Below are 18,958 nucleotides of genomic sequence, written 5' to 3' on the forward strand. Positions count from 1 at the left end.
CGAAACCCCTCCGCAATCCTTCGTAACCGGTAAATCCTGTTGCTGTTGCTTTTTCCCCACCTTCAGATATGATCCTTAATCAAACCGGGCAAATTATGTGCCGGACGGTATTGTGTCTGTCCCTATTATCCCTACAGTGGCTTACCTTGACGCTCCATCGCTGTGGAAACCTGAAAAGGAGTAAAGACTATGCCGACGGTAGCAGATATTAGTATGACTCCGATAGGCGTCGTGGCTTTCCAGGCGATTGTTATCGGTCTCGTGATTGGTTTAATAACGAGTCGGATCAAGAAGACTTTAGGTGTTGGCGCCAGTCTCTTGTGCGGCGCTATTGGTAGCATGGCGGGAAGTATAGGAGTGTTCTTGATGAGCATTGGGAAAATAGAGAATGAGACTGCGGTTGTAATGGCATCTCTTGGCGCGATATTGGGCTCGCTGATTGTCTTGTTTGTCACGCTCTTGTTAAAGAATCGATCATTGGTAAACCCGTCGTGAGTCATATGCGCACAATCATCCCGTCAAGGCGGCGGTGGGTGTGATGAGCATCGCGCTGCTGGATCACATCATTTTCAACAGAAGCGGCTACTTCAGCTTCCTTGAAGCGGGGCGGCTGTAACCGATGGCTTCTGCGAATCGAGAAATTTGCATGTTGGTGAAAACGGATCTACGCCATCCGAGTGGCCAAGCGCCTAACCAACTACTGATAGTCCTCAATAGTTAGCCTGCTGCGCGGGACTCGGGGGTCTCGGATGCATTGCGGAACTCGAAGACAAGAGGTGGAACCATGAAATCTCTGCTGCCGTGGCTGGCCTTCATTGCGGCGGCCCTGCTCGAGGTCGCTGGCGACGCGGTCGTCCGCAAGGGTTTGCGCGGGCGTGGGTTGGCAGTTGTCCTTTTGGGTTGCGCGCTTCTAGGGTGCTATGGACTTGTCGTGAACTCGATCACGTGGGACTTCTCCAAGATGCTCGGGGTCTACATCGCTTTCTTCGCCCTTGTCAGCATTTTGTGCGGCCGCTTTGTTTTCCGAGAGAGCGTGCCGGGCTCGACCTGGGTGGGCTTGGCTCTCATCATGGCGGGTGGTCTGTTCATTCAATTTGGTCACGACTAATGCATCTCACCTTGTGAACGCTATTATCTGACGCAGCGTTGCGTCCGGTCTCTGGACGGTGACGGGGATGTGATACCGTGTGAAGGCCTCTGCCGCCAAGGAGAGCAATGACATCCGTGATCGCGGCCCCAAAATGCTCTCAGCTCTGCTGAGAGCTAAGAACTCTTGGAGAGGAGGAAGGAACCCATGAAGAGACGGTCACACTGGATCCAAAGCCTGTGTTTCGCCATCCTTTTTCTCGCCTTTGCAGGTGAGCCCGTGAAAGCCCAGGAGGTTCACGACGATCCTGAGGCCCGTGCCCTCCTGGAGGAAGCGCGCCAGCGCGTAGTCGTGTGGGATCGCTTCCCGGGGTTTAAGGCGAAACTAGAGGTGAACCAGGATGGAAAAAGATCGGGTGGTGAACTGACGGTCCTCCCTTCTGGAAAGGTGGAGGTTGAGCTTCAAGACCGGGAGGCGGCAGAATGGGCTAGAGGGATCATGAAGTCGATCGTTAACCATAGGCTGAAAATGGACACACACAAGCACGAGGATGCGCCGGTTGCCTTCGGCCCTAAGGATCAGCATCCACTGGGACGCTTGGTGAAGAAAGGCGACCGCTCCTCATCGACGTACCGTATCAAGGGTCGACAGATCCTCCAGGTCAGCCAGAAGACAGAAAAAGGATCGTTGAGTCTCAACGTCTTAGAGCACGTTCCGACGCTTCATGGCTTCTTGGCCAAGCAGGTGGCCGTCTTCCAGTTCGACGAAAAGGATTCGCTTGTAAAAAGCACCGTCTTTACCGATGAGTACGTCGAGGTAGAGGGGTTCTGGCTTCCCAGGTCCCGTGTGATCATCGTCGCCCAAGGGGGAAAGATCGAGGTATCGACGCTTCAGTTTCAAGAGCACCGCCTGCTTCCGAAAGCAGCGGCCAAGGCCCCGGCTTCCTGATTCCTGGTGCCATCGGCGTACAGGAAAGCGGGAATGTGGCCATCTTCCTAAAATAGTGACAGCGACTACTTGAAATGAGAAAATCGTTAGAACGCCGACCGTAAAAATCAACTGCCGTGCTTTTTACGGGAATGGTGTCGCCTCTTTGTTGGCTGAATGCGGATGGTTGTCGCGATATCGCGGAGGCGCTCTGCGTCGAATGCCTCGGCCAGCCGCCTACTGTGCCCACGCTAGGGAATCGCGCTTGGCCTCGTAGTGCTCGCCCAAGTTCAGGGCCATGGCCCGGTCGCAGAGGTTCAGGGCAGCAGGGAAGTTGCCGAGCTCGATGTAGGCCTGGATACCCCGCTCAAAACAGGCCATGCCTTCCAGCATTCGGCGGTACTCGTGCGGGAAGGCCGCCTCAAGCTCCGGCAGGTAGCCCAGGGATACGCCCACGGAGGCCGCACAGTCCTCCCACTGTCCGCACTGAGCTTGAGCCTCGGCGTACAGGTCGTATGCCACCGCTTTCACCGCATTGGGTAGACTTGTCTGGCCTTCGACGGTGCGGTGCAGATACTTCAGCGCGGATTCCGGCCCGCCGAAGGCCGCCTCGCGGTGTCCCGCCAGCAGATCTGCCAGGACGTCCTTGACCGACTTGCGGACGGGTGCCTGCCGCTTTCCCATCAGACCTCCCTATGAATGCCTGGGACGAGGATCACGTGAATATCGCATGCAACTGACAAGCAATGGCTTGTCAGGCGGTACGGGCACACGCCCGTTGGGACCTACCTGAAGTAGCGTTTTCATAGTGTGGAGTATGCGGGAATCCGGCTGGAAGGTCAAGATCGGGCGGACAACCGTTAACCCTCTTCATTTTACGGTGAGTGATTGAAGTGGGAAAAGCGAAACAGTTTTAGACGGTGGAAACGGCCTTCAACCGATACGGAACGCTCGAGACCATCGGTGAAGGCGATGCCCTCCAGCAGCAGCGCGCTACTCGGAGGAAACATTGCCACGCACCGAAAGCCGTCTTCAGTCTGCCGCTCGAGTAGGCTCAGTCCTTATTTCTGTGCTTGACCTGGCCAGTGGTATGACATATTGTAATACTCATGGAGGTGTCGCCGATGGCTAAGTCAAAGATCGCTATATCTCTCGATGAGAACACTCTGGATCGGCTCGACCGCCTTGTGCGCGGTGAGGTCTTCCCGAATCGCAGCCAGGCGATTCAAGTGGCGGTCGAGGAGAAGTTGGAACGCCTTAAGCGGGGCCGTCTTGCTCAGGAATGCGCGAAGCTGGATCCTGCCTTTGAGAAGGCCCTTGCGGAGGAGGGGCTTTCGGAGGATTTATCCGAATGGCCGGAATACTGAGGGGAGAGATTCGCTGGGCGGACCTGAATCCGGTCCGCGGAAAAGAGCAGGCGGGATTGCGTCCGGTTCTGATCTTAAGTCACGACGTATTCAATGAGCGCTCCGGGACGGTGATCGCTGTGGCGATCACCAGCCAGCCCCAGCGTGCGGGTTTTCCGCTGACCCTAGAATTGAGTGCGAAGGGTTTGCCGAAACGCTCGTGGGCCAAGATCAGCCAGGTCCGCACGCTGGCCGTGGAACGAATTGGGAAGCGGTTGGGAAACGCCACTCCGGAAGAGGTGTCTCAGGTTATTGAAGGGTTAACCGAAATCATGGGAGGAGCCTAATGAGCACGATTCGAGATGAGGTACTCGCCGCCAATAGGGCCTATGTGGCCGATTTTGGAGACAAGGGTAAGCTACAAATGCCGCCGGGGCGACGGTTCGCTATCCTGACCTGTATGGACGCGCGGCTTGATCCGGCTAAGTACGCGGGACTATCGGAAGGGGATACCCACGTGATTCGCAATGCGGGTGGTCGCGCCAGCGATGACGCCATCCGGTCGCTGGTCATTTCCTACAAACTCCTCGGAACTCGGGAATGGTTTGTCATCCACCACACCAATTGCGGAATGGAGACGTTTACCGACGATGTCATGCGCGGGCTGCTGGCCAAGAGCCTCAAGACCGCGACTATCGATGCCGGCGGATGGCACGATACCGGTCAAGGTCCAGGGTCGACGGAAGGGACGTTTATCGACTGGTTGACCGTCGGGGACCAGGCCGAGAGCGTCTGTGCGGATGTACGACGCATCAGGGCGCACCCGCTGGTCCCACGCGACATTCCCATCTATGGCTACATCTACGACGTGAAGACCGGGCAGCTTGTCGAGGTCCCTGAAGCCACACGAATCGGGAAGGCAGCGTAAAAGACGCTGATACGTCCTGCTCTACTTTTTTCTTGACACATTGCTGAGCCCAATTATATTTACTGCGTCCAGGTGTTGTGTGTTTTAGGGTAGGGGAGGGTGCGGCCATGGTGGCCGGCAGGAACCCGCAACCGAAGCAGTAACAATAGGTAACGATAATGAAAATTGTTTCTTGGTACGCCCGTGACAAGATCATTTACGAATCGGAGAAAGAGACGATTCGCGATGCAGTGATCGAAGCAGTCAGACAAGAGTTCCCCCTCATGAACGCCGATCTGAGGAACGCCAACCTTCGAGACGCCGACCTCGGGGGCGCCATCTTCGGGGGTGCCGACTTTCGAGACGCCGACCTCCAGGGCACTAACTTCCAGGGTGCTAACCTGAGGGACGCCAACCTCTCTGGTGCCAACCTTAGGGGCGCTAACCTCCGGGACGCCAATCTCGCAGGCACCAACCTCGGAGACACCAATCTCGGAGACGCCGATCTCTTTCACGTGAAATTGTGGGGGCGTGGCGGTTTAACAAAAATTAAGAAAGCACAAGTCGAGTCTTTCTTGAAAGCGTTAGGAATAGTTGTTGAAGACTAACCATGCTCTACCGGAAAGTCATCAGCGTTTAGGGGGCGCTGCCCTCAACGGACAGATGAGCGGCGTGAAGCTCACCGATCCAAGGCGGCGTTGCTTACACCTTGCTATGATCGGGTTGCCACTGGCAGGTGCCGTCTGGTAAGGGGATTGGCGTGAAATCCCCGAAGAGGTTGGGGGCCTCCCGGGTCATGATCTCGGCGACCTTCCCGAAGACGCTTCGGATTTCCACTTCGGCTCCTGGCGCGGTTCTGGTCTCGATCACCCACCGGAGTGTCCGGGCATTTGCCGTCCAGATGAGGGTGGTGGCCACCCCATCGGGGGCGATTCGGCGGATGGCAGAGGTGAGAACCTTCTTCTCGTGAAACGGTCGTCCTTCGATCTTTAAGACCTCCGCCAATCGCTGTTGTACCTCCTCACCGTTGACCACCGCCTCCTCGAAGATCGCACGCGCCTCCGGATTGTCGCGAATCTCGGGGGGGAGCCAGATCGGAATCTCGGTCAGCCTCACGAAGCGCAGACTCTCCTGGCTGATGGCGGTCCCGGCGCGATGCCGCACCAGCTCATGGGTCAAAACTCGGCTGACGTGGAAGAACGCGAAGGTCCAGTTGGCGTGCTCCAGGACGCTGCCATGTTTGACCTGTAGGATATTCTGCAGATAGGCTTGGCTGCCCTCCCGGACCTTGGTGACATTGGGGTTGAGGCCCGGCTCAAAGGAGCGATAGCAGGCGCGCCCAGCCACCTCGATCAGTTGCTCTGCCGCTGAGGGGGCATCGGTCATCCACCCAGGGGCGCCCACAGCCTGCAGATAGGCGGCGAGCCCCTCGGCATCTATCGCTGGTCTAGCCAGGAGAAAGACCTTCGGCTCTACCTGCTTCACGTTGCCCTCCTCATATGCGAAAAACCCCGCTGCATCTAGTCACCTATTCTGATAGTTCGAGCATCCCACCATCAAGGGAAATATTGAAGCTGTAAATATCTACGGTAGTCATGAGAGCGCCAGAGGTAGAGGGCCTACGCGTTGACAGCGCAGCTTCTAACTGAGCCCTAATTGCTGATGGCTGATCGCTCATGAAACAACCCAGGTCTCGCCGGAGTACAGAAGCGTCTGAAGGTCGGCTTTGCCTTGTTGCGGGGTGACGGCGCGGCCCTGCTCGGTAATGAGTTCGTCATAGGTCGGCTCGCGGACGGCGCGCAGTACACCGATTGGCTGAGGGAACTCCGGGCCCGTGAGCCGCGACAGCATGAAGTGGTATCCCTCGTCTTGTCGTCTCTCGTCGTGAATCAGCAGCCCTGAGGTATCACCATCAATTTCGACAACCTCTGGGGACATGTCGGGGCGCATCCGTATGCCCTTCTCCCGCTCTTTGCCGAACACGAGCGGCTTACCGTGTTCCAGGACGAGCAGCCGGTCGCTCCGCACATCCTTATCAGCGACCGATTCCCACGTCCCGTCGTTGAATACGTTACAGTTCTGGTAGATCTCCACGAACGCCGTGCCTTTATGTTCGGCGGCACGCCGCAACACGTATTGCAGGTGCGGGCTGTCGACATCGATCGACCGCGCGACAAACGTTGCCGACGCCCCGATCGCCACTGAAAGTGGGTTGAAGGGACGGTCGAGCGATCCAAGCGGCGTGGACTTAGTTTTCATGCCCTGCTCGCTGGTCGGTGAGGTCTGACCTTTTGTGAGGCCGTAAATACGGTTGTTGAAAAGCAGGATCTTCATGTCCACATTGCGGCGCATCGTATGAATGAGGTGGTTGCCGCCGATCGACAGCCCGTCGCCGTCACCGGTGATCACCCACACCGCCAGATCGGGCTGCGTGATTTTGATGCCCGTCGCCACCGCCGGAGCGCGGCCGTGAATCGAGTGAAATCCGTAGGTGTTGATGTAGTACGGGAACCGCGATGAGCAGCCGATCCCAGAGACGAAGACGATCTTCTCGCGCGGGACGCCCAGCTCCGGCATCACCCGCTGCAGACTCGCCAGGATGGCATAGTCGCCACAGCCTGGGCACCAGCGGACATCCTGATTCGAGATGAAATCCTTGCGTGTAAGCTTGGCGGCGCACTCGTTACTGCCGTCCTGAGGCATCATGATGCCACCTCTGCGTGCGTGGCGAACTCAGCACGCTCATGGACACCCAGGAGATCTTCCGCCTTGGCCATGATCTCAGAGACCTTGAATGGCCTGCCCTGAACCTTGCAGAGCCCCACCGCGTCAACCAGGAACTGTGCCCGCAGCATCATTAGTAACTGCCCGAGGTTCATCTCCGGCACCAGTACGCGTCGAAAGCTAGCCAGTACCTGGCCTACGTTTGCAGGCATCGGGTTCAGGTAGCGCAGGTGCATCGATGAGACGCGGTGCCCCTGCTGGCGGAGGAGTTTGACCGCATGCGTGATCGCCCCGTAGGTTGACCCCCACCCCACGATAAGCAGGTCGCCTGAGGGATCGCCGTAGACCTGTGCCTCCGGGATCTCGTGGACGATACGTGCGATCTTCTCGGCCCGTAGCCGAACCATCTGCTCGTGGTTGAGCGGATCATACGAGACATGGCCGGTGATATCTTCTTTCTCAAGACCGCCGATGCGGTGCTCCAGGCCCGGCGCCCCGGGAATCACCCATGGGCGCGCCAGTGTCTCGGGGTCGCGTAGATAGGGGTAGAAGCCCTGCGGATCGGTCCTGAACGTAACCGGAATCTTCGGCAGGGAAGCGACCTCGGGAAGTTTCCAGGGCTCGGCGCCGTTAGCCAGGTAGCCGTCCGAGAGGTAGATCACCGGACACATATAGCGTATGGCGATCCGTACGGCTTCAATGGCCATCCAGAAGCAGTCGCCAGGTGTCGCCGGAGCAACCACCGCCACCGGACACTCGCTGTTCCGTCCGAACATCGACTGCAAGAGATCGGCCTGCTCGGTCTTGGTCGGAAGGCCCGTGGACGGTCCGCCGCGCTGCACGTTCACGATGACCAGGGGGAGCTCAGTCATCACCGCCAGGCCGATCGCTTCGCCCTTGAGCGCCAGGCCCGGACCAGAGGTTCCGGTGGTCCCGATAGCGCCCGCATACGACGCCCCAATTGCGGCTGTGACAGCCGCTATCTCGTCCTCGGCCTGAAATGTGATCACGTTGTAGTGCCGGTACATGCAGAGTGTGTGCAGGATATCGGAGGCGGGTGTAATGGGGTAGCTGCCGTAAAAGAGCTGCAGTGATGCGAGTTGCGCGGCGGTGACGAGACCGATCGCGGTGGCCTCGTTCCCGGTGATGTGACGGTATGTGCCGGGTACGATTGGGGCCGGTGGCACGAAGTAGCGTGATGGAAAGATCTCAGTGGTTTCGCCATAGTTGTAGCCGGCCCGAAACGACGCGACGTTAGCCTCGGCAAGCTTCGGGTTCTTCTGGAACTTGGCCCGGATGCTCTTTTCTTCGCGCTCTGTGGGGTGGGTGTACAGCCAGAACATGAGACCGAGCGCGTAGAAGTTCTTACAGCGTCCAACCTCCTTGGCCGTCAACCCCATCCCCTCCAGGGCGAGCGATGTCTGCTTCGAGATATCGATTGCATAGACCTGATATTTGGAAAGGCTACCGTCTTCGATCGGGTTCGAGGCGTAGCCGGCCTTCTCGATGTTGGCTCGGGTGAACGTGCCGGCATTCAGAATGAGGATGCCGCTAGATGGGAGATCCGGCAGGTTGATGCGCAGTGCGGCCGGGTTCATCGCCACCAGAACGTCCGGCTGATCGCCCGGCGTAAATACCTTCTGACTCGAGAAGTGAATCTGGTAGGCCGACACGCCTGCCAGCGTTCCAGCCGGCGCCCGAATCTCACCCGGGAAGTCCGGAAAGGTCGCCAGGTCACTCCCTTCATGCGCAACGCTCTTGGTGAATTCTGTTCCGGTAAGCTGCATGCCATCGCCTGAATCGCCGGCAAAGCGGACGACGACGGTCTCTAACTCGCTTATCGGTCGGCGCGGTACCACAGGCGTAGACGGTGTACTCTCGCTGTCAGTCATCTAGGTCCTTTCGTTCTCGTTGAGGGGCGATACCCCGCGGCTTGCCGCGAGTTCGTCATACCGGCGGAAGCCGGTATCCAGAGGGCCCGACTGGATTCCGTGTCAAGCACGGAATGACGGGCCAGAACAGAAGACGATACCCCGCAGCTTGCCGCGGGGTAATTCATTCTCGTGAGTGGCCAGCCGTCCACTAACCACCATGGAGCTCTCGCGCCGAGAGGCCGGGCTCAGGCGGTTCATTGAGCACTACGGTGGGAAACAGGGAGACGATGAACTTGACAACGTTCCGCATCGACACAATGCCCACCGGTCTGCCCTGCCCGTCGAGCACCGGAATATGACGGTAGCCGCCAGTGTGCATCTTGTTGAGGACATGGGCGATGCTATCGTCCATGACTACGGTCTCAGGATTATGGGTCATAGTCCTCTCGACAGGACTATCCAGGTCGAGATGTCCCGCTACCTTCTTCAGGATGTCCCGCTCCGTGAGGATTCCGACAAGCCGGTCGCCTTCCGTCACCAGTACGCAGCCGACATGGGCGTCGTTCATCGCCGTGGTCGCGTCCCGCAATGGGGTACCTACACGAACACAGATCGGATCACGCGGCCCCAGCTCTCGAATGGGCACCATCAGGATCGCACCATCTGCTCTCTCGGTGTCCTCGTACGCGTCCTCAAACTCGCTTGCTGCAATGCCCATGATGGTCAGCCTCCTGATCTTGATGCCAGAGTGCGCTAAACCGCTAAGTATTTCAGCTTTCCACCTCGCCTCCTTATCGATCTAACGATAGCCGTAGTGTGACGCGAAGTCAAGGTGAAAGCAGGGGGGGAGGGCATGCGCGACGTGTAGAATAGGCTACTTTGCAGTTGACAGTCTCTGGGAGCTCTACTATATTTAGCTAGAAAATAGCATTCAGCATTCAGCCTTCAGCTATCAGCCTCCGATAGGGCAGAGGGGTGTATCACAAAGAGCCGGCCGCTGAGGGCTGATCGTTTGCTCAGGTTGTATTATCGTGGGCCGTGGTGAGGCCTGGCCTCAGAGGGTGTGACTTGGTTGAGCTGATCGTTGATGGTATGCCGATGCAGGTTCCCGCCGGGACGTCAATTCTCGAAGCGGTTCTGCGGACCGGTGGCGAGATACCGCATTTTTGCTATCACCCAAAACTCCGCGTGGTGGGCAGTTGTCGGATGTGTCAGGTGGAGGTGCAGGGAGCCCCAAAGCTGGTGATCTCATGTGCCACCCCCGTTGCGGATGGGATGGAGGTGTTCACGGCCTCTGAACGCGTGAAAAAGGCCAGGAATGCGGTGCTGGAGTTTCTGCTGCTGAACCACCCACTCGATTGTCCCGTCTGCGATAAGGGTGGAGAGTGTCCGCTTCAGAATTACACGCTCAAGTTCGGCCCAGGCGAAAGCCGCTTTATCGAACCGAAGATCCATCGCATTAAGCACCAGCCGATCGGCCAGTTCATCATCTTCGACGCGGAGCGGTGCATTTTGTGTACACGCTGTGTCCGATTTTGTCAGGATGTGACGGGTACTGCAGAACTGGGCGTGTTCGGCCGAGGCGACCGATCCGAGATCGGCCTCTTCCCTGGTCAGAGCCTGGATAACAGATACTCGGGGAACGTGATCGACCTCTGTCCGGTAGGGGCACTGACAAGCAGGGACTATCGATTTGCCGCGAGGCCATGGGATCTGGTCAAACAGGTTCCGTCGATATGTGGGCTGTGCAGCGCCGGGTGCAACATGACGGTGGATGTTCGGCATAAGGAGCAGGGCCAGCAGATTCTCCGCATCCGCCCCAGAGTGAACAATGAGGTCAATGGACACTGGATCTGTGACGAGGGCCGCTTCGGGTTTCATTTTGCTGAGGACCCAGGACGGATCGGTCAGCCATTGATACAGCGAGATGGTGAGTTGCAGCCGGTGAGCTGGAACGAGGCGATCGGCCGCATTGCCGACGACATCGCCCGAATCCTCCGGGAGAAGGGAGCCGAGGCCATCGGTGTGATCGCATCGGCACGGCTGACCAACGAGGAGGCATTCCTCATTCGACACCTGTTTGGAGAAAGGCTCGGCATTTCAAACATAGATCACCGGGTGAGGCGATCTCAGGATACTGGGGGCGATGCGCCGGAAGATCACCTGCTTCGGCGGACCGATAAGTACCCTAACTCAGTCGGGATGCGCACGCTGGGACTTCTCCCAAGGGCCCAGGGGATGGGGACCAGAGAGATGCTCCACGCCGCAAGCGAAGGTCGGTTGGCTGCCTTGCTCGTCTTTGGGGAGGATCTGGTGACTGCACTGTCAGGAGAACTTGCCGTTGCAGAGTCGCTTGAGAAGCTAGAGCTGCTGGTCGCTCACGATTTATTCTTGACAGCGACGGCAAAGCTGGCGCATGTTGTCCTTCCAGGATTAAGCTTTTACGAAAAAGAGGGAACGTTCACAAATTTCGCGGGAAGGGTTCAGCGCCTCCAGCCTGCGCTGGAACCATTAGGTCGCGCGATTTCGCTTGCCGAGATCCTTCAGCGTCTCGCACGCCAACTGGAACTTCCCCTTGTGGAAGGGAACGCGGAAGCGGTGTGGAATGCTCTCGCCCAATCAGTTTCGGCATATGCAGGCGTGACGTACGAGAGCATCAGTGAGTTGGGAACGCCATTGGCGGATACGCCGGTGGCAAGATAACAGCAATACCGAAGCTATCAGCCCTCAGCGCTCAGCGAAAGCACGGGCGGAAGAAAAACAGAATCCGGTTGCTGAATGCTGACGGCTGAATGCTTACATTTGCAAGGAGACTTCTGATGGGATTGTTCGACAACACACAAATGAATCCGGGCGTCGTCACGACGACGGTCGAGTGGCTTTTCAACTGGGCCCGTAAGTCTTCCCCGTGGCCGATGACCTTTGGTCTGGCCTGTTGCGCGATCGAGATGATGGCCGCCGGCGCTTCCCGTTACGATCTTGACCGGTTTGGGGCCGGTGTCTTTCGCCCATCCCCCCGCCAGTCCGACGTCATGATCGTTGCCGGGACCGTTACCGAGAAGATGGCTCCTCGCATCAAGACCCTTTACGAGCAGATGCCTGACCCCAAGTGGGTGATTGCCATGGGCGCCTGCGCCATCTCCGGTGGCCCATTCTACTACGACACCTACCACGTCGTGAAGGGGGTGGACCTGCTTGTCCCGGTCGATGTCTACGTTCCCGGCTGCCCGCCCACCCCTGAGGCGCTCATCTTCGGTATCCTCACCCTCCAGGATCAGATCACCCGCGGCGCGCGCGGCAAACCAGGCGGCCGGCCGACCCTGCCCACGCCCCTGGTGGCGGCCTAAGGGGGGCACCATGGGACGCTACTTCTCAGACCTGTTCGGCGGCAGCGCGAGCATTCTTCGCTCCATGTGGGTGACGCTCCGCTACCTCTTTACCCGTGCTATCACCGTCCAGTATCCCGATGAGCAGCGGCCGCAACCGTTGCGCGCGCTGAACCGCCACGTACTGACCATCGAGGAATCTACCGGACAGCTCAAGTGTACCGCCTGCGAGGCCTGCGCCAAAATCTGCCCCACCCGCTGTATCGAGCTCACCGGTACCGGCAAGGGGAAGAACCGTCACCCGTCAGCGTTTGCCATCGATCACAACCTCTGCATGTACTGTAACCTCTGCGTCGAGGTGTGCCCCTTCGACGCTATTACGATGTGGACGCGGATCGGCGAACTCAGCTCAGCCGATCGCAGTAGCTTGGTCTACGATTTACGGACCCTGACCGCCGACCGCTACTTCCCCTCTCCGACGACCCCCGAAAGGCCGTCAGTTCCCGAAAAACCACCGGTTCCCGAGCCCGAGAAGGTGGAGGTAGGGGCTACGGCACCCTCTGCCTGAGATGAGTGATCCAGTGGAAGATGTAATCATCCTTGGCTCAGGTCCGGCAGGCCTGACTTCGTCCCTGTACACCGCCAGAGCCAATCTACGTCCCCTCCTGATCGAAGGAACCGAGGCCGGTGGGCAGTTGGTCCTGACGACGCTGGTAGAGAACTATCCGGGATTCCCGGATGGGCTCCTGGGACCTGACCTGATTCGTTCGATGCGACAGCAGACGGAGCGGTTTGGCACGAGGTTCTTGAGCGGGGATGTTACGGCCGTGGATCTGAGCAGAAGGCCGTTTACCATCACCGTAGAAAATGAAGCGCGTCAGACCAATGCGCTGATCATCGCGACTGGCGCTTCGGCGAATCTGATCGGGCTCGAATCTGAACGCAAGCTGCTGGGGCATGGGGTCTCGACCTGCGCCACGTGCGATGGTTTCTTTTTTAGAGATCAGCACGTGGCTATCGTGGGCGGGGGCGACTCGGCTGTTGAGGAGGCGATCTTCCTCGCGAAGTTCGCGACGAAGGTCACGCTGATTCATCGGCGCGATAAGCTTCGAGCGTCGAAGATCATGCAAGAACGGGCCTTCAAGAATCCGAAGATCGAGTTCTTGTGGAATCGAACGATTGTAGAGATTCTTGACGTGTCACAAGGAAAGGTAACCGGGATCACAACCAGGGTCGATGGTTTGACATTGCTGGAGACGCTCAACTGCGATGGGGTGTTCGTTGCGATCGGGCATTCCCCTAATACCGCGCTGTTCTCGGGGCAGTTAGAGATGGATGAGCGAGGTTATATTGTGACGCATCACGGGACGATGACCAGCATCCCCGGTGTTTTTGCTGCCGGCGATGTGCAGGACCATGTCTACAAGCAGGCCATCACCGCCGCCGGATCGGGGTGCATGGCCGCCCTCGATGCCGAGCGCTACCTGGAGAACTTGGGGTGACGAAACGTTCGGGGTGCGAGGCGCCAAGTGCAACGACGCGATAGACGCAACAGACGCGATAGACGCAAATCATGGTGATGAAACCGATGAAGACCCTCCTCGACCTGGAGGAGGGTCTGCGAATTGTGATGGATGCGGCCCAGCCGATAGAGCGGACTGAGCATGTGGCGCCGCTTGAGGCGGTCGGCCGGGTTCTGGCCGAAGATATCTGCGCATCGATGGATGTCCCGCCCTTTGCTCGGGCGGCCATGGACGGGTATGCGGTCAGGGCAGAGGATACGTTCGGCGCTGGAAACTTTTCACCGAAGATTCTGGAACTCATTGAGGTGATTCACGCCGGAGAGTCCGCCCATCGGAGCGTCCTCCCCGGGAGCTGCATCCAGGTGGCGACTGGAGCCCCGATGCCCGATGGCGCCGATGCCGTCGTCATGGTAGAAGATACGGAGCTGGACAGCACCAAGGTGAAGGTCTACAAGCCTGTCTATCCCCAACAGCACGCCTCACCGATGGGCGAGGACATTCCACAGGGCCGCCTCGTCCTGCAACGCGGGGTACGCCTGGACCCGAGCAAGATCGGAGTGCTGGCGGCTCTTGGGCTGCAAAAGGTTGGAGTCTATCAGAAGCCCCAGGTGGCCGTGATCCCTTCCGGAAACGAAATCCTCATGCCCGGAGAGGTTCTCAATCCCGGGAAAATCTACGACATCAACTCGTATACCCTCTCTGCGCTCATCAGCGAGAACGGTGGTCTTCCGCACATCTTCCCGATCATGAAGGACACATTGGAATCCACTATCTCGACGATCCGAGAGGCCCTCGCGTACGATCTCATCGTCCTGTCTGGGGGCAGTTCTGTGGGAGAGCGGGATATGATGCTGGAGGCGGTACAGCGGATGGGGGAGCTGAAGTTTCACGGCATCGCTGTCAAGCCGGGAAAGCCCACCATGTGCGGCATTGTGGAAGGCCATCTGTTGCTCGGGATGCCGGGCTATCCCACGTCATGTCTGACCAACGGCTATGGGATCCTGGCCCCCGCGCTTCGGAAGATGGCAAGACTGAGCCCGCGCTCTCTCGCCTCACTGAAAGCCCCGATGTCCCGTCGGTACACCTCAACGATAGGGCGGCACCAATACCTGCCGGTCCGCCTCGATGCCGGGGAGGTTGTCCCGGCCTTCAAGGAGTCGGGCGCCATCACCTCGATGGCAGACGCAGAGGGGTATATCGAGATACCTGCCAATGTAGACCTCCTTGAGAAGGGGGAAGTTGTGGCGGTCCTCCTGTTTTGATCACCCATCCGATTGTCCTCGACGTCATTGCCTGGCAGCGCTGTCCGGAGGCGACACCTTCATGGATCTAACACTTGTTAAACAGCTAGCCATCTCCTCATCTTCCAAGATCGTTCTGTTGGTAGCTGACGGGTTGGGGGGCCTGCCGAGAGAGACGGATGGTCGAAGTGAGTTGGAGGTGGCCAGACTCCCCAATCTTGATGCCCTTGCAGCGCGCTCCCTCTGCGGTCTAATCGACATGGTGGGTCCCGGGATTATCCCGGGCAGTGGACCGGGGCATCTCGCTCTCTTTGGCTACGATCCTTTTATATACCAAATCGGACGAGGGGTTCTTGAAGCGTGCGGTATCGACCTGGAACTTCGTTCAAGCGATGTGGCAAGTCGAGGTAACTTCTGCACGCTTGATGAGGAGGGAAGAGTCGTCGACCGGCGCGCCGGTCGAATTACGACTGAGACCTGCCAGCGCCTCTGTGTCAAGCTCGATCAGATCAGGATCGAGGGGGTGGAGGTTATTGTCAGGCCCGTCAAGGAGCATCGGTTTGTCGTCGTGTTTCGGGGGGAGGGGCTCTCTGATGCCCTCTCCGAATCCGATCCTCTGGTCACAGGTGAGCGACCCCTTCCTGTAAAGGTTGTCAGCCCAGGAGCGGAACGGACGGCGGAGCTTGTCAATCAGTTCCTGGATCAGGCGCGTGAGGCACTGAAGGATGAAAAGCCGGCAAATATGGTGCTACTCAGGGGATTTGCCGCGCCGCCACAGCTCCCTGCATTTCCGGATCTGTTGCGGCTCCGGGCGGTAGCGATTACCTGTTATCCGATGTACCGCGGTCTCGCCAAGCTAATCGGGATGGATGCGTTACCCTTTTGTGCCGACTTGGATGACGAGCTACGCGCATTGTCCCGGAACTACGACCAGCATGACTTCTTCTACGTACACTTCAAGGCGCCTGATCGAGCCGGAGAGGATGGCGACTTTGACGCGAAAGTTGCCGCGCTGGAAGAGCTGGATCGGCGCATTCCGGATTTCCTGAATTTCCACCCCGATGTGTTTATCGTGACCGGCGATCATTCGACACCGGCTATTCTTAAAGGCCATAGCTGGCATCCGGTGCCATTCCTGCTCTGGTCACGATGGTCTCGTTCCGCCGGGGTCGGCAGATTTACGGAAAGAGAGTGCGCTCAGGGACCTTTAGGGAGAATGCCGGCAATCGATCTTATGCCCCTGGCAATGGCCAACGCTCTGAGGTTCAAGAAGTTTGGGGCGTGAGGGGTAATGTATGTCAAAAGTCGGCCTCTACTGGCGCCTCTTTCAGGGCGTTGTCGAAAACCCGCGCTACTACTACTTCGTCCTCCGAAGGAGCGCCTACGACAAAACTGTCAGACAGCTCGCGAACAATAACCTTCCTGAGAAGGGGACCTTTTATCCCGTCAAGCTCGACCTGCGCGTCATCTACGGCTGTAACCTCCGCTGTAAGATGTGCGGCCAGTGGGGCGATACGGGGACGTACTTCAGTTACGATACCGCCAAGCTCCAGCGCAAACTCGATCTTCAGGTAATCGAGGGGGTTGTGGAGGAGCTTGTGCCACACGGTCTAAGATACGTTGATTTGGAGGGTGGCGAGACGTTTCTCTATCCTCAGATCATCGAGCTCTTCCGGATGCTCAAGCGCCACCGTCTCTTCGTGAAGCCTGTCACCAACGGCACACTCTTAAAAAAGTATGCGCGCGAGCTAATCGACACGGGGATCGATGCGATCCATGTGTCGGTCGACGGTGACAAGGACGCGCACAACTTTGTACGCCAGGCAGATTGGGCGTACGATAAGATGCTGGAGGGGTTGGAGGCGATTATTATGGAGCGGCAGCGCCGCAACCGTCATACGCCGCTTGTGCATGTGAGCTTCACCATGACGCGCCACAACAAGGCCCTGTCGGCATATAAGCTTTGCGAGGAGCTGGCTGGGAAGGGGTTGCTGGACGTCCTTTGCATCAAATCGAACCCGATTTGGGTTTCCACGGCCAATGGCGAAGCCTATAATAAGATGATCGCAAAGTACTTCGATATAAGCGGCCCCACGAGCTGGACAGGGTTCGTTGAGGACTATCGCGATTTTGAGGAGGAGGCGAAGGAGATCGCTCAGACGATCCGCCAACTCAAGACCAAGGATTACGACTTTTTCGTTCACCACCTCCCATCGATCCCATTGGCGGAAATTCCAAAACTATATACGGACTACAACTGGAATCTCGGGCGCACCCACTGCCCGGTACCCTATCTTGAGCCGACGATCGACGTCGACGGTCACGTCTATCCGTGTAACCTCTTTACGGACGAGCCGCTCTCGATGGGAAACGTCAACGAGAAGCCGTTTCTCGATATCTGGTTCGGCGACAAGTATCAGACCTTCCGGCGGATGCTGTCGGAGCAGGGCGGCCTCCTGCCAATCTGCAACCGCTGCTGTCAACTCACCGAACATTAGATGGACCGGCAATGAGCCAGGAAACGAATAAGCGCAGCTCCCGAATCTTCCACGTTCTTGCGCCGCTCGCCGGCGTTGTACTCTTCAGCTACCTGATCTATAAAGCGGGAGCGCGGGAGCTGTGGGAGGGAGTCGTACACTTCGGATTTGGGATTGTCCTCTTCCTTGCGCTGGAGGGGGTGGGCGACGTCATGCGCGCCATAGCGACACGCTACTGCTTCAGCCCGGACAGCCCGAAGGTGCCGCTGGTAAGCCTGTTGTACATGCGCTGTACCGGAGCGGCGTACAACTTCATCACGCCGACCTCCGGGTTTGGTGGTGAGGTGGTCAAGGTGATGCTCCTGGAAAAGCACGTCTCGCGTAGCGAGGCGGCGAGAGTAGTGATCATCGACAAGTTCACGTACGGCATCGTACAGTTCGGGATGGCCTTTTTGGGGTCTGCGGTGGTCCTGTTCTGGACGCCGCTAGACCTGGGCCTGAAACTTACGTTCTGGGCCGCGAGCGCGGCTATGTGGGGCGGCTTCATCGGTTTTCTGGTCGTGCAGCGGCAGGGGTGGTTCAGTGGGTTTCTTGGCCGTGCCGTAGGGGTTGTTGCCGGGCGGCAGGCGCGCGAGTGGGTCGAGACGAACCTTGCCGAATTGGACGGCCGGCTGCGCAGTCACTACGAGAAGCAGGGGAAGGATCTGATCCTGGCGATGTTCTGGCACGCCCTGGCGTGTATGATGGGGATCGTGCAGGCGGGGCTCTTCCTCTGGTTTGTCTTCGGCGTGAACGACTGGACCAAGGCGTCCGCGATCTGGTTCTTCGGAAGCTGGTTCGACTGCATTATCTTCATGGTTCCGGCGGGGCTCGGGACTCAGGAGCTGACACGCGCGCTGATCTTCGAAAGGGCAATCGGCTTTACCTTCAGCGAGGGCGTGGCGTTTTCGATGATCCTGCGAATCAACCAGATATTCTGGACCGCAGTCGGCCTGGGGACGTACGCATTGGAGATGGCGCTGAGTCGGCGGCGGCTAGGGAGCGCACTTGTCAAGACAGAATCAGACGCCGCGCTGTAAGGTGAACTCCGTTGTAGGTCGGCCTTGCCGGATGGACCATGATGAGGTATTTGGCGCGTATCCTTATCCTGTACTCCTACTTTCAAATCCCCCTCAATCCCCCTTTCTCAAAGGGGGAGGTAGAGTGAATACCCCTCTTTGGAAAAGAGGGGTGAGAGCCTGCCCCAGCATGTATTAAGCCGGGGGGAGATTTCAACAATGCTGTCCACATCTGGTCTTTCAAAAATCCTATGTTGGATAGGATGGTGGAACATAATACTTCTACGGAGACTGCTACTCCAGCATTGAAATTGACAACTACATCATAGTTTTCTTAGAATGGCTCTTCGCGTAATCGAGTGGGTGAATTTCATGTTTTTCAGAGTGCCGGGAGCATGGACGTGAGTATTTTCAGCCTCAGATATTCTTCATCCCGCAGCCCATACGCACGGCGTTGGATAACCCGTA

Annotated in this window: 20 protein-coding genes; 15 read left to right on the forward strand and 5 right to left on the reverse strand. The window is 58.0% G+C overall.

Going from position 1 to position 18,958, the window contains the following annotated elements; genetic code table 11:
- Nucleotides 1–189: 189 nt before the first annotated feature.
- The 3 genes from CLG94_RS11750 to CLG94_RS11760 all read left to right on the forward strand — a co-directional run bounded on the left by CLG94_RS11750 (nucleotide 190) and on the right by CLG94_RS11760 (nucleotide 2,035).
- Nucleotides 190–495: a hypothetical protein gene (locus CLG94_RS11750; RefSeq protein ID WP_239993232.1), complete on the forward strand. Its 306-nt coding sequence runs from the start codon at nucleotides 190–192 to the stop codon at nucleotides 493–495.
- 289 nt (nucleotides 496–784) lie between these two features.
- Nucleotides 785–1,108 (forward strand): hypothetical protein, encoded by a 324-nt coding sequence (locus CLG94_RS11755; protein ID WP_107563777.1) that lies wholly within the window; start codon nucleotides 785–787, stop codon nucleotides 1,106–1,108.
- Nucleotides 1,109–1,294: 186 nt separating this feature from the next.
- Nucleotides 1,295–2,035 carry a DUF3386 family protein gene (locus CLG94_RS11760; protein WP_107563779.1) on the forward strand — a complete coding sequence of 247 codons (741 nt, stop codon included), beginning with the start codon at nucleotides 1,295–1,297 and terminating at the stop codon, nucleotides 2,033–2,035.
- A 216-nt stretch (nucleotides 2,036–2,251) separates the two neighbouring features.
- Here the strand turns inward: CLG94_RS11760 and CLG94_RS11765 are convergent, their stop codons facing one another.
- Entirely contained in the window at nucleotides 2,252–2,698 is a 447-nt protein-coding gene (locus CLG94_RS11765; protein WP_107563780.1) for a hypothetical protein, read from the reverse strand.
- A 440-nt stretch (nucleotides 2,699–3,138) separates the two neighbouring features.
- Between CLG94_RS11765 and CLG94_RS11770 the strand changes: the two genes are divergently transcribed.
- From CLG94_RS11770 to CLG94_RS11785, 4 genes are all read left to right on the forward strand, one after another.
- Nucleotides 3,139–3,381, forward strand: a complete 243-nt coding sequence (locus CLG94_RS11770; RefSeq protein WP_107563782.1) for a ribbon-helix-helix domain-containing protein — start codon at nucleotides 3,139–3,141, stop codon at nucleotides 3,379–3,381.
- On the forward strand, nucleotides 3,366–3,707 hold the full coding sequence (locus CLG94_RS11775; RefSeq protein WP_107563784.1) for a type II toxin-antitoxin system PemK/MazF family toxin: 342 nt from the start codon (nucleotides 3,366–3,368) through the stop codon (nucleotides 3,705–3,707). The genes CLG94_RS11770 and CLG94_RS11775 overlap by 16 nt, the downstream gene beginning before the upstream one ends.
- Complete coding sequence (locus CLG94_RS11780; RefSeq protein WP_107563786.1) at nucleotides 3,707–4,288, forward strand: beta-class carbonic anhydrase; 582 nt, start codon at nucleotides 3,707–3,709, stop codon at nucleotides 4,286–4,288. The genes CLG94_RS11775 and CLG94_RS11780 overlap by 1 nt, the downstream gene beginning before the upstream one ends.
- Before the next feature lie 158 nt (nucleotides 4,289–4,446).
- Nucleotides 4,447–4,875, forward strand: coding sequence for a pentapeptide repeat-containing protein (locus CLG94_RS11785; protein WP_107563788.1), 429 nt, complete (start codon nucleotides 4,447–4,449; stop codon nucleotides 4,873–4,875).
- A 94-nt stretch (nucleotides 4,876–4,969) separates the two neighbouring features.
- Here CLG94_RS11785 and thyX read toward each other — a convergent pair whose 3' ends face one another.
- The 4 genes from thyX to CLG94_RS11805 form a co-directional block, all read right to left on the reverse strand.
- Complete coding sequence (gene thyX, locus CLG94_RS11790; RefSeq protein ID WP_107563790.1) at nucleotides 4,970–5,752, reverse strand: FAD-dependent thymidylate synthase; 783 nt, start codon at nucleotides 5,750–5,752, stop codon at nucleotides 4,970–4,972.
- Between the two features lie 189 nt (nucleotides 5,753–5,941).
- Nucleotides 5,942–6,973: a 2-oxoacid:ferredoxin oxidoreductase subunit beta gene (locus CLG94_RS11795; protein ID WP_239993233.1), complete on the reverse strand. Its 1,032-nt coding sequence runs from the start codon at nucleotides 6,971–6,973 to the stop codon at nucleotides 5,942–5,944.
- The gene (locus CLG94_RS11800) at nucleotides 6,970–8,883 is read right to left on the reverse strand and encodes a 2-oxoacid:acceptor oxidoreductase subunit alpha (protein ID WP_107563794.1); all 1,914 of its coding nucleotides are present in this window, start codon (nucleotides 8,881–8,883) and stop codon (nucleotides 6,970–6,972) included. The genes CLG94_RS11795 and CLG94_RS11800 overlap by 4 nt, the downstream gene beginning before the upstream one ends.
- A 190-nt stretch (nucleotides 8,884–9,073) precedes the next feature.
- The gene (locus CLG94_RS11805; RefSeq protein WP_107563795.1) at nucleotides 9,074–9,583 is read right to left on the reverse strand and encodes a CBS domain-containing protein; all 510 of its coding nucleotides are present in this window, start codon (nucleotides 9,581–9,583) and stop codon (nucleotides 9,074–9,076) included.
- A 350-nt stretch (nucleotides 9,584–9,933) separates the two neighbouring features.
- Between CLG94_RS11805 and CLG94_RS11810 the strand changes: the two genes are divergently transcribed.
- The 8 genes from CLG94_RS11810 (at nucleotide 9,934) to CLG94_RS11845 (ending at nucleotide 18,511) form a co-directional block, all read left to right on the forward strand.
- Nucleotides 9,934–11,568, forward strand: coding sequence for an NADH-quinone oxidoreductase subunit G (locus tag CLG94_RS11810; RefSeq protein WP_107563797.1), 1,635 nt, complete (start codon nucleotides 9,934–9,936; stop codon nucleotides 11,566–11,568).
- 116 nt (nucleotides 11,569–11,684) lie between these two features.
- Complete coding sequence (locus tag CLG94_RS11815; protein ID WP_107563799.1) at nucleotides 11,685–12,212, forward strand: NADH-quinone oxidoreductase subunit B; 528 nt, start codon at nucleotides 11,685–11,687, stop codon at nucleotides 12,210–12,212.
- Between the two features lie 10 nt (nucleotides 12,213–12,222).
- Nucleotides 12,223–12,759, forward strand: coding sequence for a NuoI/complex I 23 kDa subunit family protein (locus tag CLG94_RS11820; RefSeq protein WP_107563801.1), 537 nt, complete (start codon nucleotides 12,223–12,225; stop codon nucleotides 12,757–12,759).
- Between the two features lies 1 nt (nucleotide 12,760).
- Nucleotides 12,761–13,693, forward strand: coding sequence for a thioredoxin-disulfide reductase (gene trxB, locus CLG94_RS11825; RefSeq protein ID WP_107563802.1), 933 nt, complete (start codon nucleotides 12,761–12,763; stop codon nucleotides 13,691–13,693).
- 71 nt (nucleotides 13,694–13,764) lie between these two features.
- The gene (locus tag CLG94_RS11830) at nucleotides 13,765–14,976 is read left to right on the forward strand and encodes a molybdopterin molybdotransferase MoeA (RefSeq protein WP_193450660.1); all 1,212 of its coding nucleotides are present in this window, start codon (nucleotides 13,765–13,767) and stop codon (nucleotides 14,974–14,976) included.
- 61 nt (nucleotides 14,977–15,037) lie between these two features.
- Complete coding sequence (locus CLG94_RS11835; RefSeq protein ID WP_107563804.1) at nucleotides 15,038–16,240, forward strand: 2,3-bisphosphoglycerate-independent phosphoglycerate mutase; 1,203 nt, start codon at nucleotides 15,038–15,040, stop codon at nucleotides 16,238–16,240.
- Between the two features lie 10 nt (nucleotides 16,241–16,250).
- On the forward strand, nucleotides 16,251–17,453 hold the full coding sequence (locus CLG94_RS11840; RefSeq protein ID WP_107563806.1) for a radical SAM protein: 1,203 nt from the start codon (nucleotides 16,251–16,253) through the stop codon (nucleotides 17,451–17,453).
- An 11-nt stretch (nucleotides 17,454–17,464) separates the two neighbouring features.
- Nucleotides 17,465–18,511 (forward strand): lysylphosphatidylglycerol synthase transmembrane domain-containing protein, encoded by a 1,047-nt coding sequence (locus tag CLG94_RS11845; RefSeq protein WP_107563808.1) that lies wholly within the window; start codon nucleotides 17,465–17,467, stop codon nucleotides 18,509–18,511.
- The last annotated feature ends 447 nt before the right edge of the window (nucleotides 18,512–18,958 follow it).

It is taken from the genome of Candidatus Methylomirabilis limnetica (assembly GCF_003044035.1).
In the GTDB taxonomy this organism is placed as follows: domain Bacteria; phylum Methylomirabilota; class Methylomirabilia; order Methylomirabilales; family Methylomirabilaceae; genus Methylomirabilis; species Methylomirabilis limnetica.